Consider the following 26,353-nt stretch of genomic DNA (forward strand, 5'->3'; position numbering starts at 1 on the left):
ACCGCGGTGTCAGTCACACTGATCCTTCTTGTGTCACGTCAGTTGCCTGTGGGGATGGCGATGTACTTGTACTCCAGGAAGCCGTCCATGCCGGCCCGTCCGCCCTCCCTGCCGAGGCCGGACTGCTTCACGCCGCCGAACGGCGCGGCGGGGTTGGAGACGAGACCGGTGTTGAGGCCGACCATGCCGCTCTCCAGCCGCTCGCTCACGCGCAGCGCGCGGTCGAGATCGCGCGTGAACACGTAGCTGACGAGACCCCAGTCGGTGGCGTTGGCGGCGGCGACGACCTCGTCCTCGTCGCCGAAGGTGCGCAGCGCCGCTACCGGACCGAAGATCTCCGTCTGCGCGATGGCGGACTCGGCGGTGATTCCGGTCAGCACGGTCGGTGGGTAGAAGCAGCCGGGGCCGTCCGGCAGTTCGCCGCCCGTGACGAGCTTGGCGCCGTGCCGCACGGCGTCGAGCACCAGCTGGTGGACCTTGCCGCGGCCCGTGTCGTCGATGAGGGGGCCGACGTCGATGCCCGGTTCGGTGCCCACGCCGACGGTGAGGGCTTCCATGCGGTCAGCCAGGCGCGCTGCGAACTCCTCCGCGAGCGAGCTGTGCACGAAGATCCGGTTGGCGGCGGTGCACGCCTCGCCCATGTTGCGCATCTTCGCGTGCATCGTGCCCTCGACCGCGACGTCCAGGTCGGCGTCGTCGAAGATGATCACGGGTGCGTTGCCGCCGAGTTCCATGGAAGCGCGCACGACCTTGTCGGCGCACTGGGCCAGCAGGATCTTGCCGACCTGGGTGGAGCCGGTGAACGAGAGCTTGCGGATCTGCCCGCCGCGCAGCATGGGCTCGACGACGCCGGCCGCGTCCGAGGTGACGACCACGTTGAGCACGCCGTCGGGCAGCCCGGCCTCGGTGAGGATCGCGGCGAGGGCGAGGGTGGACAGCGGGGTCTGCGGAGCCGGCTTGAGGACCATGGTGCAGCCGGCGGCGACCGCGGGGCCGATCTTGCGGGTGCCCATGGCCAGCGGGAAGTTCCACGGGGTGATCAGCAGACAGGGACCGACGGGCTGACGCAGCACCATCAGGCGGTTCTTGCCGTCCGGGGCGGTCGTCATGCCTCCGTCGACGCGGACGGCCTCCTCGGAGAACCAGCGGAAGAACTCGGCGGCGTAGGCGACCTCACCGCGCGCCTGGTCGAGGGGTTTGCCCATCTCGAGGGTCATCAGCAGGGCGAGTTCCTCGGTGCGGGACACGATGATGTCGTAGGCACGGCGAAGGATCTCGCTGCGGACGCGGGGCGGGGTCGCGGCCCAGCTCGACTGGGCCGCGACCGCCGCTTCGACGGCGCGCCTGCCGTCGGCGGGAGAGGCGTCGGCGACCAGGCACAGCTCTTCGCCGGTGGCCGGGTCGTCGACGGCCAGGGTGCGGCCGGACTCCGCGTCCTGCCAGGCACCGGCGATGAACAGCTGCTTGGGGACGTCCTTGATCACAGTCGGGCTCATGTGCGGTTCCTCGGCGTTCGGCTTCAGCGGAGTTCGGCGACGACCTCGTCGAGGGGCACGGCGAGCGCCTGCTCGACGTTGCTCCAGTCGTCCTTGGCGTGGGCCAGGAGGTAGTCGCGCCGTTGTGGGACGCGCTGCGCGCGCCAATTCGTGATCAGCGCGCGCAGCGTGAGTCGGGCCAGCGCGGCGACGGGCAGGAGTGCGAGTTCCGAATCCTCGACCGGCCGGACGCGCTCGTAGCCCCTCAGGAAGGTGCAGGCGTCCTGCCAGGGGTTCTCCCGGCCGCGGCCGAGCAGGTTGGCCATGGGCACGGCGGGGTCGAAGATCAGGGCGCTGCGCACCGTGTCACCGAAGTCGATGACGCCGGTCACGAACGGCTCGCCGTGCGGGTCGACGACCACGTTGTACGGGCTGTAGTCACCGTGGATCACCTGTGTCTCCAGGCCGTCCAGGCGCGGTACGACGACCTCGCCGAACAGCCGGGAGACCTCCCCTGCCAGCCGGCGGTGCCCGGCGTCCGGCGTGTGCGCGACCAGCCCGGTCAGGTGGTGGAAGTGCTTGATGTCCCACGCCAGCCCCCGCCCGTCGGCGGGGTGTGCGAATCCCGCGAGTGCCACGTCGACGCGGCCCAGCATCTCGCCCACCCCGGCGAGCTGCCGCGCGTCCAGGTTCGCGCCGGCCCAGACCGGGCCGCTGACGAAGCCGAACACCCGCAGGATTCGCGTTCCGCGGTCGTCCCCGCCGACGACCACGCTGTCGTTCCCGTCGACGGTCAGCCGCACGCGCTGGACCGGCAACGCGGGAGCGGTGTCCTCCAGAAAGCGCATCGCGGCGGTCTGCAGGTCGACGACGCTTTCGTCCTCGCCCGGCGGCGACACCTTCACGAGATGGTCACCGGAGCCGGTGGTGAGCCGGAACGTGTCGTCCTTCTCCGTCGCGAGCCGCTCGAGCCGCCCGCGCAGCCGGTAGTGCTGCTCCAGGAGCGTCCCCACCAGTGTCACGTCGACGGGCTCGTGGGCCGCCGCCAGTCCACTTTCGACCATGAGGCGCCTGCCGGGATCCGCCGGTGGTGGGATGGTCACGGTGCGTCCCTTCGGTCAGCCACTACAGCCGGTCCTGCGCGACCCGGGCGAAGGTCTCCAGGAACCGGGTCACGTCAGCGGAGTCGAACGCCAGCGGAGGGCGGATCTTCAGCACGTTCGCCCCGGGCGCGGTGCCGCTGATGAGCACCCGCCGGTCACGCAGATCGTTGATGACGTCCTCGGCGAGCGCACGGTCGGGTTCGAGCGTCTCCCGGTCCTTCACGAGTTCGACGCCGACGTAGAGGCCGCTGCCGCGGACTTCGGCGACGTACGGCGACTCGCGCGTGATCTCCTCGAGCCCGGCGCGCAGAGCCCTGCCGTTGTCGAGGACGCGCTGCTGCACGTTCTCCTGCTCGAAGACGTCCAGCACCGCGGCCGCCGCCGCCACCGGGATCGAGCTGCCGCCGAAGGTGTTGAAGTAGCGGACGTTGCGCCCGAACTCGTCGCAGACCTCGGGGCGGAACACCACACCGGAGACCGGCAGCCCGTTGCCCATCGGCTTGCCCATGGTCACGATGTCCGGCACCACGCCGTGGCGCGCGAAGCCCCACATGGACTCCCCGAGCCTGGCGAACCCGGACTGCACCTCGTCGGCGATGTAGACACCACCGGCCGCGTGCACCTCCTCCACCATGGCCTTCAGGTAGCCGACCGGGTCGGTGAAGATCCCGTCACTGGTGTGGGCGCAGTCGGTGATCAGGGCGGCGAGCCGGTAGCCGTGACGCTCCAGGTCGTCGATCGCGCCACGCACCTGCGCACGCATGTGGTCGGCCAGCGTCGACCCCGGCGCGACGAGCCGCGGGTCGGGCGGGTCGATCAGCCTGACGTTCGGCCCCAGCGGCGATCCCGCGCCCAGGTGCGGCGAGAAGCTCGCGACCTCACGCGTGATGCCGTGGTAGGCCCAGCGGGTCACGATGACGCCCTCACCGCCGGTGTGGAACCTCGCCACGCGCATCGCGAGGTCGTTCGCCTCCGAGCCGCTGCACGCCACGCTCAGCTTCGACAACGCCGCGGGAAAGGTCGCGAGCAGTCGTTCCGCGTAGTCGACCAGCGAGTCCTGGACGTAGCGCGTGTTGATGTTGACCGCGGACATCTGCCGGGTGACGGCCTCCACCACGTGCGGGTGCGCGTGCCCGACGCACGGGACGTTGTTGTAGGCGTCGAGGTAGTCGTTGCCGTCGCGGTCGATCAGGTGCGCGCCGTGACCGGAGACGAACTCGACCGGCGTGCGGTAGATGAGGGTGTAGCCGGGTCCCAGCACCTCGGTCCGGCGCCGGATCGTGTCCTGGAGACGGTCGGGGAGCGCGTCCAGCACGGCCGGGTCGAAGCGGTTCGGGTAGTTGGCGATCGCCCGGCTCAGTGTCGAAGTCATCGGCCGTCACTTTCCATCTCGTTCCGCCGGAGTCTCCCCCGCTGGTGACCCACAGTACCATTTTTGGTTCCAGTTCCAAACTGAAACTTTTTACGGTGGGTTGTCCCCGGGGAGGGGCGAGGTCACGGCCGGCTCAGAACGCGGGCGCGGGCTGCTGCTCCGCACGCGGCGCTTGACGGCGTGCGTCGAGCAGGGCTGCCCGCAACCGGGCCTGAGCCAGCGTCAGGCACGAGTACACCGCGCCACGCGCGGTCGACAGCCCGAGCACCTGCGTGGCGACGGTGACGCGCGGAACGGCGGGAAGACGCTCCTCAAGGCGTTTGCGCACCTCGGGCAGGACTTCCTCGACCAGCGGGCGCAGCCTGCCCACGAAGAAGATCGACTCCGGGTCCAGGGTCACGACGACGGTGGTCACCGCCGTCACCAACGCCGTGGTGAACGCCTCCACCACCGCCGTGCGCGCCTCGTCGTGGTGCGTGTCGACCCAAAGGTCGTCGATGCGCCCCAACCCCAGCCCCTGCTCACGCGCGAACGCGAGCAGGCCTGCCGTGCTCAGCAGCCCTTCGAGGGGTTTGTCGTGCACTCCGGAGGAGAGCACGCCGACGTCACCGAACGAGGGAGTGCGCCCGCGGGCCAGCTCGTGATCGGTGCAGCAGGCGAAGTTGAGCATGCTGCTGACGCTGAAGAGCGCGGCGTTCCCGATCGTGACGTCGTCGGCGAGGATGCCCAGCAAAGACGCGTTCGCGTCGCTGTCGAGCAGCACCGGAGCGCCGACCAGGTCCGCCAGCGCGCGTTGCAGGCGAGACCCGGCGAGGTAGGTCATCGACTCCGCCGGCCCGAAGATCTCGCCACCGTCGCGGACCCGGCCGGGCACGGCCACGACGACCTGGCGCAGCGGCCCTTCCGCGGGTTGGCGGGCGCCGGCGATCAGGCCGGCCAGCCAGGCGGCGGCGTTGCCGACGTCGTCGTGGTTCGCGGTGGGCACGATCACGTGCTGGATCTCGCGCCCCCTCAGGTCGGTCGCGAGAACACCGGTGGTCTGCGCACCGAAGCTCACCCCGACGACGTGCCCGGTGGTGCCGGGGATGTCCAGGTAGGTGGACGGCCGACCACGACCGGCGATGGCGTCGACCCCGCGGTCCACCACGAAGCCGTCGGCCCGCAACTCCTCCACCGCCCTGGACACCGTGGCCTTGCTCAGACCGGTCAGCTCGATGAGCTTGTTGCGCGTCAAGGGCGCCTGGGCGAGAACGACGTCGAGGACCGATGCTTTGTTGTAGTCGCGCGTGGTCGGGTTGGTCGTCACACCACCACCCTATCAAGGTTTCAGTTTGGAACTGGAATAAATGGTGCCCGGGTCTGCCGTCCTCACCCCGTCCCCACCGATACGTGGCGCGGCCCCTCAACGCCGTGCTGGGCGAACCACTCGGCAAGCCCGCCGCCGAGCTACCGTTCTCCCACGGCTTCGAGCCGAGCAACTGCCGGTCTGAGACCGGCAGGACGTCAGGTGGTGGCCGGGCCGCAGCCCGCCACCACCTCGGGTCGCAACAGGTCGGCCAGGCTGTCCGCGGGTAGCAAGCCCTTCTCCAGGACGAGTTCCGCCACACCCCTTCCCGTGGCGAGGGCTTCCTTGGCGACGTCTGTGGCGGCGGTGTAGCCGATGTGAGGGTTGAGGGCGGTGATGAGGCCGATGGAGTTCTCCACGGCTGCGCGCAGTGCCTCGGTGTTGGCGGTGATGCCGGAGACGCAGCGGTCGGCCAGGGTCAGGCAGGCCGCCCGCAGGTGGGTGATCGACTCGGACAGCGCGTGCAGGATGATCGGCTCGAAGGCGTTGAGCTGGAGCTGGCCGGCTTCGGCCGCCATGGTGATGGTGACGTCGTTGCCGATCACCTCGAAGGCGACCTGGTTGACCACCTCCGGGATCACCGGGTTGACCTTGCCGGGCATGATCGACGAACCGGCCTGCACGGGCGGCAGGGTGATCTCGCCGAAGCCGGCGCGCGGGCCCGACGACAGCAGGCGCAGGTCGTTGCAGGTCTTCGACAGCTTGACCGCGATCCGCTTGAGCACGCCGGACATCTGCACGAACGCCCCGCAGTCCTGGGTGGCCTCGACCAGGTTCGCGGCGGTGACCAGGGGCAGCCCGGTGATCTCGGCGAGGTGGCGGCGGGCCGCCTCCGCGTAGCCGGGCGCGGCGTTGAGGCCGGTGCCGATCGCGGTCGCACCGAGGTTGATCTCGTGGATCAGGCCGACGGCCTCGGCGAGGCGGGCGCGGTCCTCGTCGAGCATGACGGCGTAGGTGGAGAACTCCTGGCCGAGCGTCATCGGCACCGCGTCCTGCAGTTGGGTGCGGCCCATCTTCAGCACGTCGCGGAACTCGACGGCCTTGCGGGCGAACGCGTCCTGGAGCACGGACATCGCCTCCAGCAGGCCGCGCACGGCGGAGATCGTCGCGATCCGCACGGCCGTCGGGTAGACGTCGTTCGTGGACTGGCCGAGGTTGACGTCCTCGTTGGGGTGCAGGTGGGAGTACCGGCCCTTCTCGTGGCCGAGCAGCTCCAGCGCGCGGTTCGCCACGACCTCGTTGGCGTTCATGTTCGTCGAGGTGCCGGCTCCGCCCTGGACGACGTCCACGACGAACTGGTCGAGCAGCTTGCCCGCCCGGATCTCCCGGCAGGCCTCGACGATCGCGGCGGCCTTCGCCGAGTCCAGCAGACCCAGTTCCGCGTTGGCGAGCGCGGCGGCTTCCTTGACCGCGGCGAGGGCCTCGACCAGGTGCGGGTAGGCGGAGATGGGCGTGCCGGTGATCGGGAAGTTCTCCTTGGCGCGCAGAGTGTGCACGCCCCAGTAGGCGTCGGCGGGCACGTCGCGGTCGCCCAGCAGGTCGTGCTCTCTCCGCGTGTCTGCGGCGGTCATGGCGGTCCGGCTTTCTCGGGAGGCTGGTCTTCCGCGAACGCGAAACGCGAACGCTGAACGCGCAACGCGCAACGCGCAACGCGAACGCGCAACGAGAGTGCGAACGCGAGTGCGGTCGCGGAAGACCAGGTGGCGTCAGCTCCAGCGGTCCTTGGCCTTGTAGTACGCCCCGCCGAACGGCAGGAACCACGCGGTGCCGTTGTAGAACGGCACGGGCACCTTCGGGAAACCCAAGCCGCGCAACGGGTTCGCCTCCGGCTTGCCGTCCATCATCTCGGCCACCGCCCGGCCCATGTAGGTGGCCATCTGGACACCGTGACCGCAGTAGCCCATGGAGTAGTACAGACCGTCGATCTCCCCCGCGTGCGGGATGCGGTCCCAGGAGAAGCCGACCATGCCGCCCCACACGTAGTCGATCCGCACGCCGGCCAGTTGCGGGAAGATCTCCGTCATCTCCCGCTTGAGGATGTCGCCGCTCTTGATGTCCGAAGCCGGGTTGGAGGGGGCGAAGCGGGCCCGGCCGCCGAAGGCGAGGCGGTTGTCCGGGGTGAGCCGGACGTAGTGGCCCACGTTCTTGTGGGCGACCAGCAGGCGGGCGTTCGGGATGAGTTCCTTGGCGCGCGCCTCCCCCAGCGGCTCGGTGACGATGACGAAGCTGCCGACGTTGATCAGCCGCTTGCGGAACCACGGCAGCGACTTGTCGGTGTAGGCGTCGGTGGCCGCCATGACCTGCTTGGCGCGGATGGCGCCGTGCAGGGTCTCCACCAGGAAGCCGCCGCCGGGCAGGCGGGTGAGGCCGGTGGCGGCGTTGCGCTCGTGGATCTCGGCGCCGGCCCGCTCGGCGGCGTCGGCCAGGCCGCCGACGAACTTGCCCACGTGCAGGCCCGCGCTGAGCGGGTCGAGCAGGGCGCCGTGGTAGTAGTCCGAGCCGATCTCGGCGCGCAGTTCGCTCTTGCCCAGCACGACCGTCTCGTGACCGAAGTGCTCGGCCAGTTCCCGTTGCTTGGCCCGCAGGCCCTCGACGTGACTGGCCTTGCAGGCCAGGCCCAGGCGCCCGGAGCGGGTGAAGTCGCAGTCGATCCGCTCCTTCAGCGTCAGCTCCTCCACGAGGTCCACGGCCTCGCGGAAGGCGTTGTACAGCTCGACCGCGCGCTCGTGGCCGTACCGCTTGCGCGCCTCGCCGGGCGGGATCGTGATGCCCTGGGTGCACATGCTGCCGTTGCGGCCGGACGCACCGGAGCCGACCTTGTCCTTCTCGACCAGCACCACGGACGCGCCCTTGCGCGCCGCGTGGTAGGCGGTCGACAGACCGGTGAGGCCGCCGCCGATGACGACCACGTCCGCGCTCTCGGGAAGTGGCTTGCCCGACCGGTCGGGCAGTTGCGGGGCGGTGTCGAGCCAGTAGGGGATCTGTTTCATGGCGGCGGTTCCTCCGGTGTCAGCAGCCGAGCAGGGCGGGCAGCCCGGACATGTCGGGCAGCTCGTCGTAGGGCTGGTAGTCGCTGCTGCCGCGACGGCCGTAGCGGTTGATCCACACGCGGCGCTTCAGGCCGAGGTCCCTGGTGGGGATGTGGTCGTACTCCCAGCCCTGCGCGACGTGGATCACCTGGCTCGGGTCGACGTCCATGGTCTGGAAGGCGTACTCGAACGTCTGCCGGTCCGGCTTGTACGCCTTGGCCTGCTGCGCGGTGATCACGTAGTCGAACTCGACGCCGATGTTCTCGACGTTGCGCGCGATGAGGTCGTCGTCGGTGTTGGAGATGATCGCGATCTCGTACTTCTCCTTCAGCGCCCGCAACGCGTCGGGCACCTCGGGCCAGGGGCCGAAGGTCGGGACGGCCTCGACGAGCGCGTCGCCGTCGGACTCGCGGTACTCCAGGCCGTGCAGCCGCATGGCGTTGCGCAGGCTGGAGTGCAGGACCTCGTGGTAGGGCCGGTAGGGCTCCAGGACCGCCTGGAACCGCATGACCCGGAAGTCGTCCAGGAACTCGTCGACGTCCAGCCCGTCGAGGTCCAGCCGGTCGGCCAGCACCTTCAGGGTGGTCGGGGCGAGTTCGAAGTTGATCAAGGTCGCGTAGGCGTCGAAGGTGACGATCTGACGCATGGTGTCCAATCCTCTTCCTCAGACCACCCGGTCGCCGGGGGTCACGATCTCGTCGAGTGCGGCCAGGTCGGCCTCGGTGGGGGTCCAGCCGGCCGCCGCCGCGTTGGCGGTGACCTGCGCCGGGGTCATGGCGCCGCTGATGACGGAGCCGACGGCGGGTTGCGCGGCCAGCCCGCCCACGGCGACCTGGAGGACGGTGAGCCCTCGCTGCGCGCCGTACGCCGTGAGTGCCTCGACGCGGTCCAGTGCCGCGTCGGTGAGCCAGCCCTGCCGCCAGGACAGGCGGCTGCCGGGCGGTGGCTGCTCTCCCCTGCGGTACTTGCCGGTGAGCAGTCCGTTGGCCAGCGGGTAGTACGGCAGCAGGCCGATGCCCAGGCTCAGGCACGTGGGCGTGAGTTCGGCTTCCACGCCGCGGTCGAGCAGGTGGTAGCGCGCCTGGGTGCTCACGAAACCGGTGCGGAGCCGGTCGGCGGGCAGGTTGGAGCAGCCGATGTGGCGCACCTTGCCTTCCCGCACCAGTTCCTCCAGCGCCGCCACGGTGTCCTCGATCGGGGTCACGCCGTCGGGCTCGTGGTACTGGTACAGGTCGATCCAGTCGGTGCCGAGCCGGTCCAGCGACGCCTCCACCGCGTGCCGGACGTACCGGCGGGAGCCGCGCGGGCCGTGGCGGTCGTCCTCCTCGCTCATCCGCATGCCGAACTTGGTCGCGAGGACGACCTCGTCGCGGCGTCCCTTGAGCGCGGCGCCGAGCAGCCGTTCGCTGGAGCCGCGCCCGTTCTCGCCGCCGTACACGTCCGCGGTGTCGAACAGCGTGATGCCCGCGTCCAGTGCGGCGTGGACGACCGCCGCGGTCGCGTCCCGGTCGAGGCGGGAGCCGAAGTTGTTGCCGCCCAACCCGACCACGGAGACGGTGGGACCGCGTTCGCCCAGCGTGCGGTACCTCATGCGCCGTTCCCGAACCCGATGCAGACGTTCTTGGTCTGGGTGTAGCTCGCCAGCGCCTCCAGGCCCTTCTCCCGGCCCCAGCCGCTGTGCTTGTAGCCGCCGAAGGGCAGCTCCACGCCGGTGCCGACGCCGATGGCGTTGACGTTGACCTGGCCGGCGCGGATGCCGTGCGCCATCCGCAGGGCCTTGTCGATGTCGCGCGTCCACACGTACGACGACAGGCCGTACGGGCTGTCGTTGGCGATCTCCAGCGCCTCCTCGACGTCGTCGAACCCGATGACGGTCACGACGGGGCCGAAGATCTCCTCGCGGGCGACGCGGTCCTGGTTCGTCAGTCCGGAAAGGACGGTCGGCGCGATGTAGTACCCGTTGCGCAGCGCCGGGTCCGCGGGTGCGCCGCCGCCCGCCCGGACTGTCGCGCCCTCCGCGCGGGCCAGGTCCAGGTACCCCTGGACGCGGTCGCGCTGGCGTGCCGAGACGAGCGGCCCGACGTCCGGGTCGGTGGATCCGGGACCCACCCGCAGGGCGGCCGCGTGGGCCGCCAGCCGGTCCAGGAACTCCTCCGCGCCGCGCTGCAGCAGCAGCCGCGTCCCGGCCGAGCAGGTCTGGCCCGCGTTGCCGAACGCCGAGGCGGCGACGGCGCCCAGCGCCAGGTCGAAGTCGGCGTCGGCGAACACGACGACCGGCGACTTGCCGCCCAGCTCCACGACGGAGGGCACGACGTTCGCCGCGGCGGCCTGGGCGACCTTGATCCCGGTGGCCACCGACCCGGTGAACGTCACCTGGTCGATGCCGGGGTGCCCGGCCAGCGCCGCGCCGGTCTCGCCGTCGCCGGGCACGACGTTGAGCACACCCGGCGGCAGGCCGCAGTCCAGCGCGATCCGGCCGATCTCCAACGGTGTCAGCGGGGCTTCCGGTGACGGCTTGAGCACCACCGTGCAGCCCGCCGCCAGCGCGGGAGCGCTGCCCCGCGCGGTGTTCTGCAGCGGGTAGTTGAACGGGATGATCTGCCCGGACACGCCGATCGGCTCCCGGACGGTGTAGTCGATCAGCCCCGGTCCCAGCGGGATGGTGGCGCCGCCCAGCTTGTCCGCGGTGCCCGCGTAGAACTCGAAGTACCGCGCGGCGGCTTCGACGTCGGCCCTGGCCTGCCGCAGCGGCTTGCCCACGTCGAGGCTCTCCAGCCGCGCCAGCCGCTCGCCCTCGCCCCGGATCGCCTCGGCGATGCGGTGCAGCAGCCGGCCGCGGTCCGCGGCACGCATGCCCGCCCACTCGGCAGCGGTGAACGCGGCGCGCGCGGCGGCGACCGCGGAGTCCACGTCCGCCTTGCCCGCCAGGGAGACTTCGGCGATCGGTTCGCCCAGCGCCGGGTCCACGACGGTGAAGGTGCGACCGTCGGCCGCGGGCACCCGCTTGCCGTCGATCAGCAGTTCGGTCTCCTTCATGGCTTGATCTCGCCTTCCACCGCGCCGAAGATCACGACCTCGTCGCCGGGGCGCACGGTGCGGATGCGGCGCACCCACAGCACGATGCCGTCCCAGTCGGCGCGGACCTCTTCGAGCGTGTTGCCGTAGTGGTCCACGACCTGCCCGATCAGGTCGCCTTCCTTGCAGGTCTCGCCCGGCTCGGCGTGGCTGACGAAGAAGCCGCCGGCGGCGGAGCGGGCGAACGTGCCCGAGACGGCCGTGTAGACCTCCCGCAGCTCCACCTCGCCGTCGATCATCTTGAGGCTGCGCAGGATGTTGCGGATCGAGTGCATGTGCCGCTCGACGTTGGCCTCGCGGTACGTCGCGCCGCCGCACTCGATGGTGATGGCGGGCTTGCCGGCCTCCAGGACCGGGTGGCGGACCGTGCCGCCCCACTTGCCGCCCTTCCAGACCAGTTCGTGTCCGGCCGCGAGGGCGATGTCCGTGGCCAGGTCCTCGTAACCGCCCTGGAGGATGACCAGCGGGGCGATCTCGCCGTAGGCGCCACCGGTGTGCAGGTCCACCACGGCGTCGACGGCGGGGACGACCCGCTCGACGAAGGTGGCGGCCAGGCGCTGCGAGTAGGAGCCCTCCGGGTCGCCGGGGAAGATCCGGTTGAGGTTCAGGTGGTCGATGCCGCTCGCGCGGGCCGCCGCCTCGAAGGCCGGGGTGTTCAGGCACGGGATGCCCACGACCGTGCCGCGCAGGGTGGCGGGGTCGATCTCGGCGAGCACGCGCCGGATGGCCTCCTGGCCGTCGTACTCGTCGCCGTGCACGCCCGCGTCCACGCACAGGACCCGCCCGTCCTGCGCGCCGTTGACGACGATCAGCGGAATGCCCAGCTCCACGCCGTAACTGCTGGTGCCGACCGGGATCAGGCCCTGGGCGCGCTCACCCGGAGGGACGGTCAGCGGACCGATGGAGTACATGCGCGTTCCTTTCGTGGGTGGCGTGGGGACATCAGCGGGTCAGTGCGCGCGAGGCCTCGTCGAGCGTGTCGGCGATGATCTCGACGATGCGGTCGAGCAGCGGCCGGTCGCTGATCAGCGGTGGCGCGATCTGCAGCAGCGGCGCCGCGCGGTTGTAGACCCTGGCGAGCAGCCCGGCGTCGCGCATCCGGCGTGGGATCAGGTCGACGACGAGCGCCTGGCGCGCCGCGTCGGAGAAGCCGCCGTCGGGCAGGTCGCCGGCCAACTGGACGGCGTGGAAGAACCCGGCGCCGCGGACGTCGGCCACGATCGGCAGCCCGGCCAGCGACTTCATGCCGTTCGCGAGCCCGCCTTCCAGTGCGCGGACGTTCGCCAAGACCTGGTCGCGTTCCATGATCTCGATGGTGCGCAACGAGATCGCGGCGCACAGCGGGTGCCCGCCGAAGGTGTAGCCGTGGTTGAGCACCGCGCCCGGCCGGTTGACCACCTCGGCGACCCGCTGCCCGACCAGCGTGGCGCCCATCGGGGCGCAGCCCGCGGTGATGCCCTTGGCGACCGTGATCAGGTCGGGCGCGGCGCCGTAGCGGTCGCCGCCGAACCACTCCCCGAGCCGCCCGAAGCCGGTGATCACCTCGTCGGCGACGAGCAGGAAGCCGTACCGGTCGGCGAGCGCCCGCAGGCCCGGCCAGTAGCCCTCCGGCGGCGTGATGCAGCCACCGCGGTTCTGCACCGGCTCCGCGATGAGCATCGCGATCGTCTCCGGCCCTTCGGCCAGCACGGTGTCCTCGATCTCGGCGAGCAGGTGCGCGGTGAACACGGCGTCGTCCGCCATCTCGGGCGCCAGGCCGTGGCGGTTGGTGTTGGACACGAACCTGGTGTCGATCGCGGGCGGGCCGTACGGCTCGGTGAGGCCGGGGTCGTCGGTGAACGACAGGGCGCCGACGGTCAGGCCGTGGTAGGCGCTGTGCCGGGCCAGGACCTTGGTGCGCCCCGGCTCACCGCGCAGCGCGTGGTACCGGCGGGTGATCTTCCACGCGGTCTCCACGGCTTCGGCGCCGCCGCTGGAGAAGAACGCGTGCTCGACGCCCGCGGGCGCCAGCCCGGCCAGCCGCTCGGCCAGCTCGATGGCCGCCGGGTGGGCCGAGGCCGACCACAGCGGGCTGTAGGACAGCTCGCGGAGCTGCTTGCCCGCCGCCTCGGCGATCTCGTCGGCGTAGGAGTGGCCGAGCTGGCAGCAGTACAGCCCGGACAGCCCGTCGATGTAGCGGGTGCCGTCGTCGTCGCGGACGTACGGCCCCTCCCCGCCGCGGACCACGAAGACGCCCTCACCCGAGCCGTTCGACGTCATGTTGAGCAGCAGGTGCTTGGCCGCGGTCGCCGCCAGTCCGGTGGTCATTTCGGCTCACCTCCCGCCGGGACACCGGTTTCCACCGGCAGCAGACCGCCCTGCTTGCCCGTGCCGAACCTGCGCAACAGGGCGACCAGCCCCAGCGCGACCAGCGCGACGGCGATGAGCAGCGCGGCCACGGCGGTGACCGACGGGTCGACGTCGAACTGCAGGACGTTGAACACCTGCACGGGCAGCGTGATCGTGTCCACAGAGGACAGGAACTGGGAGATGAAGAACTCGTCGAAGCTGGTGATGAAGGAGAAGATCGCCGCGGCGATCACACCGGGAGCGGCCAGCGGGAACGTGATCCGCCGCGCGATGGTGAGCCGGCCCGCGCCCATGCTGGCGGCGGCGTCCTCCAGCCGTTCGTCGATCCCCTTCAGCGTCGCCATCAGGATCATCACCGCGATCGGGGTGGCGAGCACGGTGTGGCCGAGCGCGATCGCGATCGGGCTGCCGAGCATCGCCGCCGGTTCGAACAGCAGGAACAACCCCAGCGCGACGACCACCTGCGGGATCACCAGCGGCGCCAGCACCAGGCCGTAGACCGCCGACCGCAGCGGGAGGTCGCTGCGGACCAGGGCGATCGCGGCCATCATGCCGAGCACCACCGAGAACACCGTGGTCAGCGCGGCGACCGTGGCGCTGAGCGCGAGCGCGGCGGGCCACTTGCTGCCGTCGGCGAACAACTGCTGGTACCAGGTCAGCGTCCACGACTCGGGCGGGAACGAGCCGAGGGCGTCACTGCCGAACGACGTCACCAGGATGAGCACGATCGGCAGTCCCAGGAACACCAGGACCAGCAACGAGATGACGCCGAGCACCAGGCGTCCCGCCACGCTGTCGCGCAACCCGATCATGCTCCACCCCGGTTCTTCGCGGCCTCGCTCACGCTCTTCACCAGCCGCAGCGACAACAGTCCGGCGAAGGTGAGGAGCAGCAGGATCACGCCGAGAGCGGAGGCGCCGTTCCACTGGTTGTTCTTCATGACCTGCTCGTCGATCAGCGAGGCGACCATCGTCTGCTTCGGACCACCCATCAGCGCGGGCGTCAGGTAGTAGCCCAGGCACAGGATGAAGCTCAGGATCCCGGCGTTGACCAGGCCGGGGGCCACCAGCGGCAGGTAGACGCGGAAGAACGTGACGAGCCGGCCCGCGCCCATGCTCGCCGCCGCCGCGATCAACCCGCGGTCGACGCCGCGCATCACCGCGTACAGCAGCAGCACGGTGTAGGGCAGCATCACCGACGTCGTGCCGATGACCACGCCGAGTTCGTTGTACAGCAACTGGAACGGGGCGCCGGGCACGTGCAGCGCCACCAGCGTCTCGTTCACCAGGCCGTGGTCGCCGAGCAGGATGATCCAGCCGTAGGTGCGGACCAGGGCGCTGATGAAGTGCGGCACGACGACCACCAGCATCACCAGACCGGCCCAGATCGGTCGCAGCCGGGTGATCCAGTAGGCCAGCAGGAACCCGACGACCAAACTGATCGCCGACGTCTCCGCGGAGATCCGCAGCGTGATGAGCAGGATGTCCAGGCTCGTGCCGCTGAGGGCGTCGGCGTACCAGTGCAGCGTGAACCCGCCGTCCTCGTCCTTCAGGCTGAGCAGGAGGGTGCTGAAGATGGGGTACACGAACAGCACCAGCAGGTACACGACGACCGGCGTGGCGTTGAGCAACCCGAAGCGGGTGCGGCGGCCGGACAGCCGGCGGCGCCACCCACCGGTGGCAGCGGCGGCGACCACCGGTTCCGGTGGAGGGGCGAGGACGGCCACGGCTCAGCCCGCCGTTCCGTCGAAGACGCTGACGTCGCGCGGATCGGCCGTCAGACCCACCCGGTCGCCCATCAGGGGCGCGCGGCCGGCCGGGATCTCCAGCCGGACGCAGGTGTCGGCGCCGTCGGGGCGGATGGTGACCCGCACCAGCGTGCCGACGTAGGTGACGGTCTCGACGATGCCGGTGCAGAAGCCGTCCTCCGGCGCGCACACCGCGAGCCTGCCGGGCTGGACCGCCGCCCGCGCCCGCACACCGCTCGCGAGGTCGTGCCGGCGGATGCGCAGGACGCCACCGGTGTCCAGGCGAACCGCGTCGTCGCTCTCGACCGTGCCGGGCAGGAAGTTCGCGGCGCCGAGGAAGTCGGCCACGAACGGCGTGCGCGGGCGTTCGAACAGCTCCTGCGGGGTGTCGAACTGGTCGATGCGGCCGTCGCGCATGACGGCGATCCGGTCGGAGAGCACGAGGGCCTCCTCCTGGTCGTGCGTCACGTAGATGACCGTCAGCCCCAGTTCCCGCTGGATGCGCTTGATCTCGGTCTGCAACTGGTCGCGCAGCTTCTTGTCCAGCGCGCCCAGCGGCTCGTCCATCAGGATCACCGGCGGCCGGTAGACCAGCGCGCGGCACAGCGCGACGCGCTGCTGCTGACCGCCGGACAGCTCGCGGGGGCGGCGCCGGGCGAAGCGGGACAGGCCCGCCATCTCCAGCGTCTCGCCGACCCGGGTGCGGATCTCCTGCTTGGACAGTCCGCGCAGCTGCAACGGGAAGGCGACGTTCTCGCTCACCGTCATGTGCGGGAAGAGCAGGTACTGCTGGAACACGAAGCCCAGGCCCCGCTTCTGCGGCGCGAGCCGGGTGACGTCCCGGCCGCCGACCACGATCGACCCGGATTCGGGCTCGACGAACCCGGCGATCATCATCAGGGTGGTGGTCTTGCCGGAGCCGGACGAGCCGAGGAAGGTCACGAACTCCCCGGCGCCGATCTCCATCGACACCTCGTCGACCGCGGTCATGGCGCCGTAGGTCTTGCGCACCTTGGTCACCGACAGCGGTTTGCCGGCACCGCTCACCGGCGACGCCACGGTCGGCGGGGACTGCTTCTCCGACATCACGTGCAGCTCAGACACGGGCCCACTCCTGCCAGCGCTTGGTCACGACCTCGTCGTTGCCGACCCACCACTCGACGTTCGCGTCGAACCCGGTCTCCAGGTTCTGCGGCGCGCCGAGCAGGGTGGCCGCGACCTCGTCCTTGATCGACTTGTAGGCGGCGGGCACGACCGGCGCGAACGGGTAGATCTCGGAGAAGTGGGCCTGCACCTCCGGCCGCAGCGAGTAGTCGATCAGCTGGTAGGCGGCGTCGACGTTGGCCGCGCCCCGGGGGATCGCCCAGCCGTTGCTCTGCCTGCGGGCGCCCTGGAACACGTAGGCCAGCGGCTGCCCCTGCTTGATCAGGTCGTTGAGCCTGCCGTACCAGACGGTCGAGGCGTCGACCTCGCGGCGGCCGAGCAGCACACCCGGCAGCGCGCCCGTGTCCCAGTACTTCTTGACCGAGCCCTTGATCTCGTCGAGCTTGCGGAAGGCGCGGTCGAGGTCGAGCGGGTACAGCTGGTCCATCGGCACGCCATCGGCCAGCAGCGCGAACTCGAGCTCGGGGATGTCCGCGTCGACGTGCTGCAGCCCGCGACTGCCCGGCAGTGCCGCGGTGTCCCAGAAGTCCGCCCAGGAGTTCGGCTTCTTTCCGCCGAAGGCGTCCGTGCGGTACCCGATCACGCTGCCCCAGTAGTTCTTGCCGACCGCGGTCGGCGTGAGCAGGTTCTTGGGGATGTCCGCGTTCTTGACGCTCTTGAGCCGGTCGTAGTCGATCTGCTGGGTAGCGTCCTCCTGGGCGAACTTCACGAAGTCGATCATCGAGTTGTCGATCAGGTCGAACTGCGGTCGGCCCTGCTTGATCTGGGCCAGCATCTGCGCGTAGTTCGGGTTGATGACCTTGATCTCGATGCCGGTCTCCTTCATGAAGGGCTCGAGGACCGCCTTCATGTTGGCGTCGCCGTAGGCGCCACCGCTGTTGCGGACCACGAGCGTCTTGCTGCCCGTGCCCGCGCCGCCGCCGGCCGAGCGGCTGGTGCCGGTGCCGCACGCGGCCAGTGCCGAGGTCGCGGCGACGGCGCCGAGACCGCGCAGGAACGATCGGCGGTCGATCCAAGTGTCTTTCACGAAGAACCTCCTGGGGGCGGGGAGGAAGCGGGGTGGTGGCGCTAGCGGGGCGCCGCGATCGCGGCGAGGTCGGTGCCGGGCACGACGGTGAGACCGCGCATGCCGTAGAAGACGCGGCCGGTGGCGGTGGCCCGGACCTCGTGCCCGCGGCCGTCGGCCGGGTCCACGACGTGTCCGATGACCTGCCCCTCGGTCACGTCGGTGCCCGGGACGAACTCCGGGTACCACAGGCCGAGGGCCGCGGAGGCCACGAAGCCCGCCCACACCCACTCGGTGACCGGCCGCGGCGCGACGTCGTCGCCGTTGACGAAGTCGATGACCCTCAGCAGCGCGGCGACGACGCGTTCGGCCGCCTCCGGGTCGCGGTCACCGAGGTGACCCGTCTCGACGAGGATGGCGGGGATGCCGAGGCGGGCGGCCGCGGCGTGGCTGTTGCCGCCGTCGGGGTTCAGGCCGAGGACGACGTCCTCGTGGCCGACGACGGAGGCCATGCCGGCGGTCGTCGCGTCGAGTTCCGGGTCGCCGGTCAGGCGGTAGCCGACGAAGTCGCGCAGGAACTCGTCGATGCGGCCGGCGTGCAGGTCGACGTACGCGTCGGCGCCCTGGATCAGGTTGTCGAACAGCCAGGCCGCCAGCCGCTCGGTGGGACTGCCCCCGGGATCGCCGGGGAAGACGCGGTTGATGTTGACCCCGTCGAGCGGGGAGGTGCCCAGCCGGCCGTCGTAGACGGCGGGCGGGTTGGCGACGAGGCAGAGCAGCACCTGCCCGCGCACCTGTTCCGGGTCGAGGCGGGTGGCGAGCCGGTGGGCCGCGTCGATGCCGGTGAACTCGCCGCCGTGCACGCCGGCGGTGATCACCACGCGCGGTCCGGGCCGGCTGCCGTTGATCAGGGCCACCGGGATGTCCGCGGTGAGCGTGCCGAGTTCGGCCCGGACGCTGCCGCGCACCTTGGTCCCCGGTGCGGCGCTCAGCGCGCCGACGCTGAGGGTGGTAGCGGTGTCGCTGGTCATGGCTGCGTCACGCCTCCGTGCGGTTCGTGGTGGAGATGAAGTCGATGGGCCGCGCCGACCCGCCGTCGAGGGCGAGGTCCGCGGCGATGTCGCCCATGGCGGGCGAGAGCTTGAAGCCGTGGCCGGAGAACCCGGCGAGCAGCACGACGTTCTCGTCGTCCGGCAGCGGGCCGACCAGGGGGCGGCTGCTCTCCGTGTAGCCCTCCATGAACACCGACAGCCGGACGGGGTCGGGGTGCAGGTCCGGCAGGTGGCGCCCGATGATCTCGTTGAAGGTGTCCAGTTCGGCCGGCTGGACCGTCCGCTCCAGGCGGTTGGGGTCGTCGACCAGCCGGTGCAGGGTCCGCGAGAGGCCCAGCTTGACCGAGACGCCGTCCGGCGAGGGCAGGCCGTAGCAGTGCGTGGGAGCGGTGCGGATGAACGCCGGGCGCTCCGGCCCGAACCACGCGTCGGGGGTGGTGGGCACGTACCAGGCGCTGACCAGGCGGCGGACCTCCACCTCCCAGGGCAGGTCGGGCAGCAGGTCGTTGACCCAGGGGCCCACCGTCACCACGACGGCGTCGAAGCGCTCGCTGCCCTCGTCGGTGCGGACCGCCACGCCGCCGCCGGTCTTGGTGATCTCGCGGACCGGCGTGTAGCGGTGGATCGTGGCGCCCAGTTCCTCGGCGCGGCGCGCGGCGGTCTGGACGGTCAGCTCGGGCCGGATGAACCCGGCGCGGCGGTCCAGCACGACGGCGTCGCCGTCCTCGACCCGGTACTGCGGGAAGCGCCGGGCGAGCCGGTCGGCGTCGAGGACCTCGTGGTCGAGGTCGTGCTCGGCGACCGACCGCAGGACGGTGGCCATCTGGTGGTGCGCGGTCGGCCCCATGAGCAGGCAGCCGGTGAGGCGGCGCAGTTCCCGCCCGGTCTCCCGCTGGAGTTCGTCCCACAGCACGTCGGCGTGCTTGAGCAGCGGCACGTAGCGGGAGTCCTCGAAGTGGGCGCTGCGGAAGATCCGGGTCTCGCCGCCCGCGGCACCGCGGTCGTGGCCGGGGGCGAACCGGTCGTACCCGACGACCTCGGCCCCGCGGGCGGCGAGGCGCCAGGCGACCTGGCTGCCCATCGTTCCGACGCCGACGACGGCGACACGCTTGCTGGCAGGCACGGGACATCCTTTCGACTCACCGGACGGTGATGCGGACCTGGCGAAGGGGGGAGAAGACGCTCACCGGATATTCTGTGCCACTATGTGGCACAGCGTGCTAGAATCTGGCACGAGAATGACACCCGGTCCAGGACCAGTCAAGAGGTGTCCCGTGGGAGAACCAAGCCTTAACTGGGGGTAACGCGTGGAGATGAAGAGCGTGACCAGGTCGCTGCGCATCCTGGAGGCGGTCGCGCAGCACCAACCGGTCACGGTGGGTGAACTGACCAAGATCTTCGGGCTGCCCAAGTCGACCGTGCAGCGCACGCTCGTCACGCTGCACGAGGCGGGGTGGTTGCGCGCCAACAGGAAGGACACGACGCGCTGGGAAATAGGCGCCCGCGTGCTCGCCGTGCGACCGGCCGCCCTGCGCGGCTCCAGCCTGTTCGCCGCCGCCCGCGAGCCCATGATCCGGTTGCGGGACAAGGTGAACGAGACGATCCACCTGTCCGTTCCGGACGCACTGGACCGCATGGTGGTGGTCGACCGCGTCGACTCCTCGCACGCGGTGCGCACGTTCCACGAGATCGGGGACATCTCGCCGCTGCACGCCACGGCGACCGGGCGGGCGATACTGGCCAACACGGACAGGTCCGATGTGGACGAGGTGCTCGCCCGGCCGCTGGACAGCTACAGCGACGCCACCGTCACCGATCCGCGGCAGCTCAAGGCGGAGCTGGCGCAGGTGCGGGAGAACGGCTACGCGCTCAACCGCAACCAGTTCCGGCCCGACGTGTGCGCCATCGCCTCGGCGATCCTGGACGAGGACGGCACACCGCTGGCCGCGGTGGCGATCTCCATGCCCGACACCCGCTTCGACCCGGACCGGCTGCCCGAACTCGGCCGGCTCGTCGCGGAGACCGCGCAGGAGATCTCCGCCCGCAGGCTGGGCTCCTAGGGGGTCGCGGGGTCCGCCGCCCCGCGGCGGCGGACCCCCTCACGACACCGGCACGGCGACGTACTTGTAGTCCAGGAACTCGTCGATGCCCACGCGGCCGCCTTCACGGCCCAGCCCGGACTGCTTCACGCCGCCGAACGGCGCGGCGGGGTTGGACACGAGGCCGGTGTTGAGCCCGACCATGCCCGCTTCCAGCCGTTCGCTGACCCGCAGCGCCCGGTCCAGCGACTCGGTGAACACGTAGCCCACGAGTCCCCATTCGGTGTCGTTGGCCCTGCGCACCACCTCGTCCTCGTCGTCGAAGGTCAGGATCGCCGCGACCGGGCCGAAGATCTCGGTGCCCATCAGGTCGCTGTCCGGGGACACCCGGCTCAGCACGGTCGGCGGGTAGAAGCTGCCCGGACCGGTCGGCGTCTCGCCGCCGGCCAGGACGCACGCGCCGCGCTGGACCGCGTCCTCGACCAGGCGCTCCACCTTGCGGCGACCGGACTCGTCGATCAGCGGACCCACGTCGACCCCCGGTTCGGTGCCGGGTCCGACCCGGAGGGCGCTCATCCGCGCGGCGAGCCGCGCGCCGAACTCCTCCGCCACGTCGCGGTGCACGAAGAACCTGTTGGCCGCGGTGCACGCCTCGCCCATGTTGCGCATCTTGGCCACCATCGCGCCGTCGACCGCCTTGTCCAGGTCCGCGTCGGCGAACACGATGAACGGCGCGTTGCCGCCCAGCTCCATCGACGTGCGCACGACCTGCTCGGCGGACTGCTCCAGCAGCAGCTTGCCCACCTGGGTCGACCCGGTGAAGGACAGCTTGCGGATGCGGCCACCGCGCAGCAGCGGCTCGACGACCTCCCCCGGCTTCGACGTCGTCACGACGTTCAGCACACCGTCGGGCAGCCCGGCCTCGCGCAGGATCTCCGCCAGCGCGAGGCTGGACAGCGGGGTCTGCGGCGCGGGCTTGAGCACCATCGTGCAGCCGGCCGCGATCGCCGGGCCGATCTTGCGGGTGCCCATGGCCAGCGGGAAGTTCCACGGCGTGACCAGCAGGCACGGGCCGACCGGGCGGCGCATGAGCAGCATCCGGTTGCGGCCGTCGGGCAGGGTGCCGAAGCCGCCCTCGACGCGCACCGCCTCCTCGGAGAACCAGCGGAAGAACTCCGCCGCGTAGGCGACCTCTCCCCTGGCCTCGGCCAGCGGCTTGCCCATCTCCGTGGTCATCAGCAACGCGAGTTCGTCGGTGCGGGCCACGATGATGTCGTAGGCGCGGCGGAGGATCTCGCTGCGCGCCCGCGGCGCGGTGGCGGCCCACTCGTCCTGGACCCGCACCGCGGCTTCCACGGCCAGTTGCGCGTCCTTGGTGCCGCCGTCGGCGACGTGGCAGACCACCTCGCCGGTCGCCGGGTCGTCCACCGGCATCGTGGCGCCGTCCACGGCGTCCACCCACGTGCCGCCGATGAACAACTGCTTGGGAACGTCGATCACGGGTTACCTCCTGGGTCGAGCAGCTCTGCCAGGTGCACGGCGCGCACGCCGCGGTCGCCCGCGAGGTGGCCGACCTGGGTGGCGCAGCTGAAGCCGTCCGCCACGACGACGGCGTCGGGGTTCTCATCCAGTCGCGGCCGCAGGGACAGCTCCGCGACGGCCATCGAGGTCTCGTAGTGCTCCGCCTCGAAACCGAAGTTGCCCGCGAGCCCGCAGCAGCCCTCGGCCTCGGTCACGGTCCGCACGCCGAGCCCGCGCAGCAGCTCGCGCGGACGCCGGTCACCGAACGCGGCGTACTCGTGGCAGTGCGTCTGGAGCACCACCGAGTCCGGCACGGCGGGCCGCCAGTCCGAGGTGGACAGGTCGGTCAACGCGGCGGTGAGGGTGTGCACCCGCGCCGCGACGCGCCGGGCGGCGTCGGTGCCCAGCAGCTCGGGCACGTCCCGCTTCAGCGCCGCCGCGCAGCTCGGCTCCGCCACGACGATCGGCAGGTCGCGGTGCGGACCGCGGTCCAGCCGCGCGACGGTGCGGGCCATCACGCGGCGGGCCACCGACAGCTGCCCGGTGCTGACCCACGTGAGGCCGCAGCACAGCCCGCTGCTCGGCGCGCAGGGCAGCCCGGCGGCGTCGAGCACGCGGGCCGCGGCGCCGGCGACGTGCGGGCGGAAGGCACGCGTGAAGCTGTCGACGAACAGCAGCGCGGCCGGTCTGTCGACCGCCGTGCGCAGCGCCTTCCGCAGCGCACGGCGGGACGCGAAGGCGGGCACGGCCCGGCGGGTGGTGACGCCGCCCAGCCGCGCGGCGGCCTTGCCGAGCGGTCCGCGCAGGACCGCGTTGAGCGGCCGGGCGACGAAGCCCGCGAGCACGGAGGTGGCGGGCAGCCAGCCCAGGGAGTAGTGCGAGCGGGGCCGCACCCGGCCGCGGTAGTGCTGGTGCAGGAACTCGGCCTTGTAGGTGGCCATGTCCACGCCGGTGGGGCAGTCGGTGGAGCACGCCTTGCACGACAGGCACAGGTCCAGCGCGTCCTTGACCTCCGTCGAACGCCAACCGCCCGGCACGAGGTCGCCGCGCAGCATCTCCTGGAGCACCCGGGCGCGACCGCGGGTGGAGTGCCGCTCCTCCCCCGTCGCGCGGTAGCTGGGGCACATCACGCCGCCGGAGCCGCCGCGGCAGCGGCCGACGCCGACGCACCGCCGCACCGCGCCCGCGAAGCCGTCCTCGTCGTGGGGGAACAGGAAGAGCGTCCGTCGTCCCGGCGGTCGCGGGGCGTCCAGCGCGAGGTCGGCGTCCACCGGGGACGGCGCCACGATCACGCCGGGGTTGAGCAGGCCGTCCGGGTCGAAGGTCCGCTTGAAGGCCGCGAACGCCTCGATGACCGCCGGGCTGTACATGACGTCCAGCAGTTCGCCGCGGGCCCGCCCGTCGCCGTGCTCACCGGAGAGCGTGCCACCGTGGCGGACCACGACCTCGGCCGCCTCGCGCAGGAACCGGCGGGTGGCCGCCCGGCCCTCCTCGCTGCCGAGGTCGAAGTCGATGCGCACGTGCACGCACCCGGCGCCGAAGTGCCCGTACAGGACGCCGGTGAGCCCGTGCGCGGCCAGCAGGGCGCGGAAGTCGCGCAGGTAGGCGGCCAGGGTCTCCGGCGCCACCGCGGCGTCCTCCCAGCCCGGCCACGACTCGCCGCCGTCGACCAGCCGGGCGGCCAGCCCCGCCCCGTCCTCGCGCACCCGCCACAGGGCACGCCGCTGGGCCTCGCTGTCCACGACCCGGCCGTCGACCATGCGGCCACGCGCCTTCAGCGCGTCGAGCAGGCTCGCGGCGCGGACGGCGAGGTCGGTCTCGTCGTCGCCGTCCAGCTCGACGTACAGCCAGGCCCGACCGTCCGGCAGACCGGTGACGGAGCCCGCGCCGCGCCGGGCGCGCATCGTCGCCACGATCGCCTCGTCCATGCCCTCGACCGCGGTGGGCGTCCAGCGCAGGATCTCCGGCACGTCCTCGGCGGCGTCCACGACGTCGTCGTAGCCGAGGGCGAGCAGCGTCGTCGCGGGCGCCGTGGCCACCAGCCGCACCGTCGCGGCCACGACGACCGCGCACGTGCCCTCGGTGCCGACCAGCGCACGGGCCAGGTCGAACCCGTTCTCCGGCAGGAGGTGGTGCAGCTGGTAGCCGGAGACCTGGCGCGGGATGCGGCCCAGCTCGACGCGGATCGGCGCCAGGTTCTCGCCGATCAGCCGGCGCAGCGCGGTCTCCAGCTCGGCGACCGCGTCCGCGTCGGCGGGGTCGACCGGGCGCAGGCCGGTGTGGTCGGCGATCGCGCGCAGGCCGTCGGCGGTGACGATCTCCAGCGACTCGACGTGGTCGCCGGTGCGCCCGTGCCGCACGGACCGGTTGCCGCAGGCGTCGTTGCCGATCATGCCGCCGAGCGTGCACCGGCTGTGCGAGGACGGGTCGGGCCCGAAGGTGAGGCCGTGCGGCGCGACCGCGTCACGCAGGTCGTCCAGCACGACCCCGGCCTCGACCCGGGCGGTGCGCGCCTCCGGGTCGACGGCGAGGACCCGGTTCAGGCCGCGGGAGAAGTCGAGCACGAGGCCCGGACCGACGGCGTTGCCCGCCATGCTCGTGCCGCCACCGCGCGCCGTGACCGGCACCCCGAGTTCCCGGCAGGCCCGCAGCGCCGCGGACACCTCCTCGGGAGAGCGGGGGAAGGCCACGGCGCGCGGCGCCACCCGGTAGTTGGAGGCGTCGTAGGCGTAGGGCGCCCTCGCCCCGGCCGCCGCCTCCACCCGCATCCCGGGGGCGGTCCCGGCGAGCCGTCGCACCAGCGGGTCCGCTCTCATCGAGCCGACACCCCGGCGTCCACGGCGGCGGACCACGCCCGCAGCCCTTCGTCGACGGCGTCCTCGTCGATCACCAGCGCGGGGATCATCCGCACGACCTGGTTCCACGCGCCGCACAGCAGCAGGAGCAGGCCCTGGTCCACGGCGGCGCGCTGGACCCGGCCGGCGGTCTCCGGGTCGGGGCGGCCGTCCTCGGTGACGAACTCGGTGGCGAGCATCAGCCCCAGGCCGCGCACGTCGCCGATGGCCGGTGTCCGGGCGGCGACCGCCTCCAGGCCGGCCCGCAGCCGGGCGCCCATCAGCTCGGCGTTCCGCACGAGCTTCTCCTCCTCGACCACCTCCAGCGTGGCGACGGCGGCGGCGCACGCCACGGCGTTCGCGCCGTACGTGCCGCCCTGCGAGCCCGGCCACGCCTTGCTCATCAGCTCCTCGCCCGCCGCGATGCCGGACAGGGTGAACCCGCTGGCCAGGCCCTTGGCGGTGACGAGGACGTCCGGCGTGACACCGGAGTGCTCGTGGCCCCAGAACCGGCCGGTGCGCCCGACACCGGTCTGCACCTCGTCGAGGATGAGCAGGAAGCCGTGCCGGTCGGCGCGCTCGCGCAGCCCCTCCAGGAAGGCGCGCGGAGCGGGCACGTAGCCGCCCTCGCCCAGCACCGGTTCCACGATGATCGCCGCCGTGTCGGCGGGCGCGGAGATCGTCTGCAGCACGTAGTCCAGTTCCCGCAGCGCGAACCGCGTCGCGGTGTCCTCGTCCCAGCCGTAGCGGTAGGCCGTCGGGAACGGCGTGACCACGACACCGCTCATCAGCGGCGAGAAGCCGGACCGGAACCGGGTGCCGGAGGTCGTCATGGACGCCGCCGCGACCGTGCGGCCGTGGAAGCCGCCGTGGCAGACCAGGATGTTGGGCCGGCCGGTGGCCTGCCGCGCCAGCCGCATCGCCGCCTCCACGGCCTCGCTGCCGGAGTTGACGAAGAACAGGCTGTCGAGCCCCTCGGGCAGCACCTCGCCGAGCTTGTCGACGAGCCGGCGCAGCGGCTGGTGCAGCACCGTCGTGTACTGGCCGTGGATCAGCGTCGCGACCTGCTCCTGGGCCGCGGCCACCACCCTGGGGTGGCAGTGGCCAGTGCTGGTGACGCCGATGCCCGCGGTGAAGTCCAGGTAGCGCCGGCCGTCCTCGCCGTACAGGTGGACGCCCTCACCGCGGACCGCGACGACGGGGGTGGCTTGGCGCAGGTGCGGCGACAGAGCGGTCATGGTC

Annotated in this window: 21 protein-coding genes; 1 reads left to right on the forward strand and 20 read right to left on the reverse strand. The window is 71.7% G+C overall.

Going from position 1 to position 26,353, the window contains the following annotated elements; all coding sequences use genetic code 11:
* Nucleotides 1–38: 38 nt before the first annotated feature.
* The 17 genes from RIN75_RS32395 to solA all read right to left on the reverse strand — a co-directional run bounded on the left by RIN75_RS32395 (nucleotide 39) and on the right by solA (nucleotide 19,840).
* Nucleotides 39–1,496 carry an NAD-dependent succinate-semialdehyde dehydrogenase gene (locus RIN75_RS32395; protein ID WP_309115865.1) on the reverse strand — a complete coding sequence of 486 codons (1,458 nt, stop codon included), beginning with the start codon at nucleotides 1,494–1,496 and terminating at the stop codon, nucleotides 39–41.
* Nucleotides 1,497–1,519: 23 nt separating this feature from the next.
* Complete coding sequence (locus RIN75_RS32400) at nucleotides 1,520–2,578, reverse strand: phosphotransferase (RefSeq protein WP_309115866.1); 1,059 nt, start codon at nucleotides 2,576–2,578, stop codon at nucleotides 1,520–1,522.
* Between the two features lie 22 nt (nucleotides 2,579–2,600).
* Nucleotides 2,601–3,950, reverse strand: a complete 1,350-nt coding sequence (locus tag RIN75_RS32405) for an aspartate aminotransferase family protein (protein ID WP_309115867.1) — start codon at nucleotides 3,948–3,950, stop codon at nucleotides 2,601–2,603.
* A gap of 133 nt (nucleotides 3,951–4,083) precedes the next feature.
* Nucleotides 4,084–5,256, reverse strand: coding sequence for an ROK family protein (locus RIN75_RS32410; protein ID WP_309115868.1), 1,173 nt, complete (start codon nucleotides 5,254–5,256; stop codon nucleotides 4,084–4,086).
* Between the two features lie 197 nt (nucleotides 5,257–5,453).
* Entirely contained in the window at nucleotides 5,454–6,866 is a 1,413-nt protein-coding gene (gene aspA, locus RIN75_RS32415; protein WP_309115869.1) for an aspartate ammonia-lyase, read from the reverse strand.
* 135 nt (nucleotides 6,867–7,001) lie between these two features.
* Complete coding sequence (locus RIN75_RS32420; protein WP_309115870.1) at nucleotides 7,002–8,285, reverse strand: FAD-binding oxidoreductase; 1,284 nt, start codon at nucleotides 8,283–8,285, stop codon at nucleotides 7,002–7,004.
* 19 nt (nucleotides 8,286–8,304) lie between these two features.
* Nucleotides 8,305–8,970 carry a haloacid dehalogenase type II gene (locus RIN75_RS32425; protein ID WP_309115871.1) on the reverse strand — a complete coding sequence of 222 codons (666 nt, stop codon included), beginning with the start codon at nucleotides 8,968–8,970 and terminating at the stop codon, nucleotides 8,305–8,307.
* Between the two features lie 18 nt (nucleotides 8,971–8,988).
* Nucleotides 8,989–9,915 carry an aldo/keto reductase gene (locus RIN75_RS32430; protein WP_309115872.1) on the reverse strand — a complete coding sequence of 309 codons (927 nt, stop codon included), beginning with the start codon at nucleotides 9,913–9,915 and terminating at the stop codon, nucleotides 8,989–8,991.
* Complete coding sequence (locus tag RIN75_RS32435; RefSeq protein WP_309115873.1) at nucleotides 9,912–11,360, reverse strand: aldehyde dehydrogenase family protein; 1,449 nt, start codon at nucleotides 11,358–11,360, stop codon at nucleotides 9,912–9,914. Before RIN75_RS32435 ends, RIN75_RS32430 begins: the two co-directional genes overlap by 4 nt.
* Nucleotides 11,357–12,310, reverse strand: a complete 954-nt coding sequence (locus RIN75_RS32440; protein ID WP_309115874.1) for a M14 family metallopeptidase — start codon at nucleotides 12,308–12,310, stop codon at nucleotides 11,357–11,359. Before RIN75_RS32440 ends, RIN75_RS32435 begins: the two co-directional genes overlap by 4 nt.
* A 31-nt stretch (nucleotides 12,311–12,341) precedes the next feature.
* Nucleotides 12,342–13,706, reverse strand: coding sequence for an aminotransferase class III-fold pyridoxal phosphate-dependent enzyme (locus RIN75_RS32445; protein ID WP_309115875.1), 1,365 nt, complete (start codon nucleotides 13,704–13,706; stop codon nucleotides 12,342–12,344).
* Entirely contained in the window at nucleotides 13,703–14,560 is an 858-nt protein-coding gene (locus RIN75_RS32450) for an ABC transporter permease (protein ID WP_309115876.1), read from the reverse strand. Before RIN75_RS32450 ends, RIN75_RS32445 begins: the two co-directional genes overlap by 4 nt.
* A complete protein-coding gene (locus RIN75_RS32455) occupies nucleotides 14,557–15,444 on the reverse strand; it encodes an ABC transporter permease (protein WP_309115877.1) in 888 nt (295 codons plus the stop codon). The genes RIN75_RS32450 and RIN75_RS32455 overlap by 4 nt, the downstream gene beginning before the upstream one ends.
* A 33-nt stretch (nucleotides 15,445–15,477) precedes the next feature.
* The gene (locus RIN75_RS32460) at nucleotides 15,478–16,599 is read right to left on the reverse strand and encodes an ABC transporter ATP-binding protein (RefSeq protein WP_309115878.1); all 1,122 of its coding nucleotides are present in this window, start codon (nucleotides 16,597–16,599) and stop codon (nucleotides 15,478–15,480) included.
* A complete protein-coding gene (locus RIN75_RS32465; RefSeq protein WP_309115879.1) occupies nucleotides 16,592–17,686 on the reverse strand; it encodes an ABC transporter substrate-binding protein in 1,095 nt (364 codons plus the stop codon). Before RIN75_RS32465 ends, RIN75_RS32460 begins: the two co-directional genes overlap by 8 nt.
* 41 nt (nucleotides 17,687–17,727) lie before the next feature.
* The gene (locus tag RIN75_RS32470; protein ID WP_309115880.1) at nucleotides 17,728–18,696 is read right to left on the reverse strand and encodes a succinylglutamate desuccinylase/aspartoacylase family protein; all 969 of its coding nucleotides are present in this window, start codon (nucleotides 18,694–18,696) and stop codon (nucleotides 17,728–17,730) included.
* A gap of 7 nt (nucleotides 18,697–18,703) precedes the next feature.
* Complete coding sequence (solA, locus tag RIN75_RS32475; protein WP_309115881.1) at nucleotides 18,704–19,840, reverse strand: N-methyl-L-tryptophan oxidase; 1,137 nt, start codon at nucleotides 19,838–19,840, stop codon at nucleotides 18,704–18,706.
* Nucleotides 19,841–20,039: 199 nt separating this feature from the next.
* On the opposite strand from solA, the gene RIN75_RS32480 reads away from it, so the two are divergent.
* Nucleotides 20,040–20,777, forward strand: coding sequence for an IclR family transcriptional regulator (locus tag RIN75_RS32480; protein ID WP_309115882.1), 738 nt, complete (start codon nucleotides 20,040–20,042; stop codon nucleotides 20,775–20,777).
* A gap of 39 nt (nucleotides 20,778–20,816) precedes the next feature.
* Here RIN75_RS32480 and RIN75_RS32485 read toward each other — a convergent pair whose 3' ends face one another.
* Genes RIN75_RS32485 through RIN75_RS32495 form a run of 3 tightly spaced genes read right to left on the reverse strand, consistent with a single transcriptional unit; the run spans nucleotide 20,817 to nucleotide 26,349 of the window.
* The gene (locus tag RIN75_RS32485) at nucleotides 20,817–22,256 is read right to left on the reverse strand and encodes an NAD-dependent succinate-semialdehyde dehydrogenase (protein ID WP_309115883.1); all 1,440 of its coding nucleotides are present in this window, start codon (nucleotides 22,254–22,256) and stop codon (nucleotides 20,817–20,819) included.
* Nucleotides 22,253–25,093: an FAD-binding and (Fe-S)-binding domain-containing protein gene (locus RIN75_RS32490; protein WP_309115884.1), complete on the reverse strand. Its 2,841-nt coding sequence runs from the start codon at nucleotides 25,091–25,093 to the stop codon at nucleotides 22,253–22,255. The genes RIN75_RS32485 and RIN75_RS32490 overlap by 4 nt, the downstream gene beginning before the upstream one ends.
* Nucleotides 25,090–26,349 carry an aminotransferase class III-fold pyridoxal phosphate-dependent enzyme gene (locus RIN75_RS32495; protein ID WP_309115885.1) on the reverse strand — a complete coding sequence of 420 codons (1,260 nt, stop codon included), beginning with the start codon at nucleotides 26,347–26,349 and terminating at the stop codon, nucleotides 25,090–25,092. The genes RIN75_RS32490 and RIN75_RS32495 overlap by 4 nt, the downstream gene beginning before the upstream one ends.
* Nucleotides 26,350–26,353 lie beyond the last annotated feature (4 nt).

The sequence above is a fragment of the Saccharothrix sp. genome (assembly GCF_031180885.1).
Classification (GTDB): Bacteria; Actinomycetota; Actinomycetes; order Mycobacteriales; family Pseudonocardiaceae; genus Actinosynnema.

Coding starts and splice junctions, on each gene's coding strand:
- RIN75_RS32395 (WP_309115865.1), bottom strand. CDS start 1,496: ATGAGCCCGACTGTGATCAAGGACGTCCCCAAGCAGCTGTTCATCGCC.
- RIN75_RS32405 (WP_309115867.1), bottom strand. CDS start 3,950: ATGACTTCGACACTGAGCCGGGCGATCGCCAACTACCCGAACCGCTTC.
- aspA (WP_309115869.1), bottom strand. CDS start 6,866: ATGACCGCCGCAGACACGCGGAGAGAGCACGACCTGCTGGGCGACCGC.
- RIN75_RS32420 (WP_309115870.1), bottom strand. CDS start 8,285: ATGAAACAGATCCCCTACTGGCTCGACACCGCCCCGCAACTGCCCGAC.
- RIN75_RS32425 (WP_309115871.1), bottom strand. CDS start 8,970: ATGCGTCAGATCGTCACCTTCGACGCCTACGCGACCTTGATCAACTTC.
- RIN75_RS32430 (WP_309115872.1), bottom strand. CDS start 9,915: ATGAGGTACCGCACGCTGGGCGAACGCGGTCCCACCGTCTCCGTGGTC.
- RIN75_RS32435 (WP_309115873.1), bottom strand. CDS start 11,360: ATGAAGGAGACCGAACTGCTGATCGACGGCAAGCGGGTGCCCGCGGCC.
- RIN75_RS32440 (WP_309115874.1), bottom strand. CDS start 12,310: ATGTACTCCATCGGTCCGCTGACCGTCCCTCCGGGTGAGCGCGCCCAG.
- RIN75_RS32445 (WP_309115875.1), bottom strand. CDS start 13,706: ATGACCACCGGACTGGCGGCGACCGCGGCCAAGCACCTGCTGCTCAAC.
- RIN75_RS32450 (WP_309115876.1), bottom strand. CDS start 14,560: ATGATCGGGTTGCGCGACAGCGTGGCGGGACGCCTGGTGCTCGGCGTC.
- RIN75_RS32470 (WP_309115880.1), bottom strand. CDS start 18,696: ATGACCAGCGACACCGCTACCACCCTCAGCGTCGGCGCGCTGAGCGCC.
- RIN75_RS32490 (WP_309115884.1), bottom strand. CDS start 25,093: ATGAGAGCGGACCCGCTGGTGCGACGGCTCGCCGGGACCGCCCCCGGG.
- RIN75_RS32495 (WP_309115885.1), bottom strand. CDS start 26,349: ATGACCGCTCTGTCGCCGCACCTGCGCCAAGCCACCCCCGTCGTCGCG.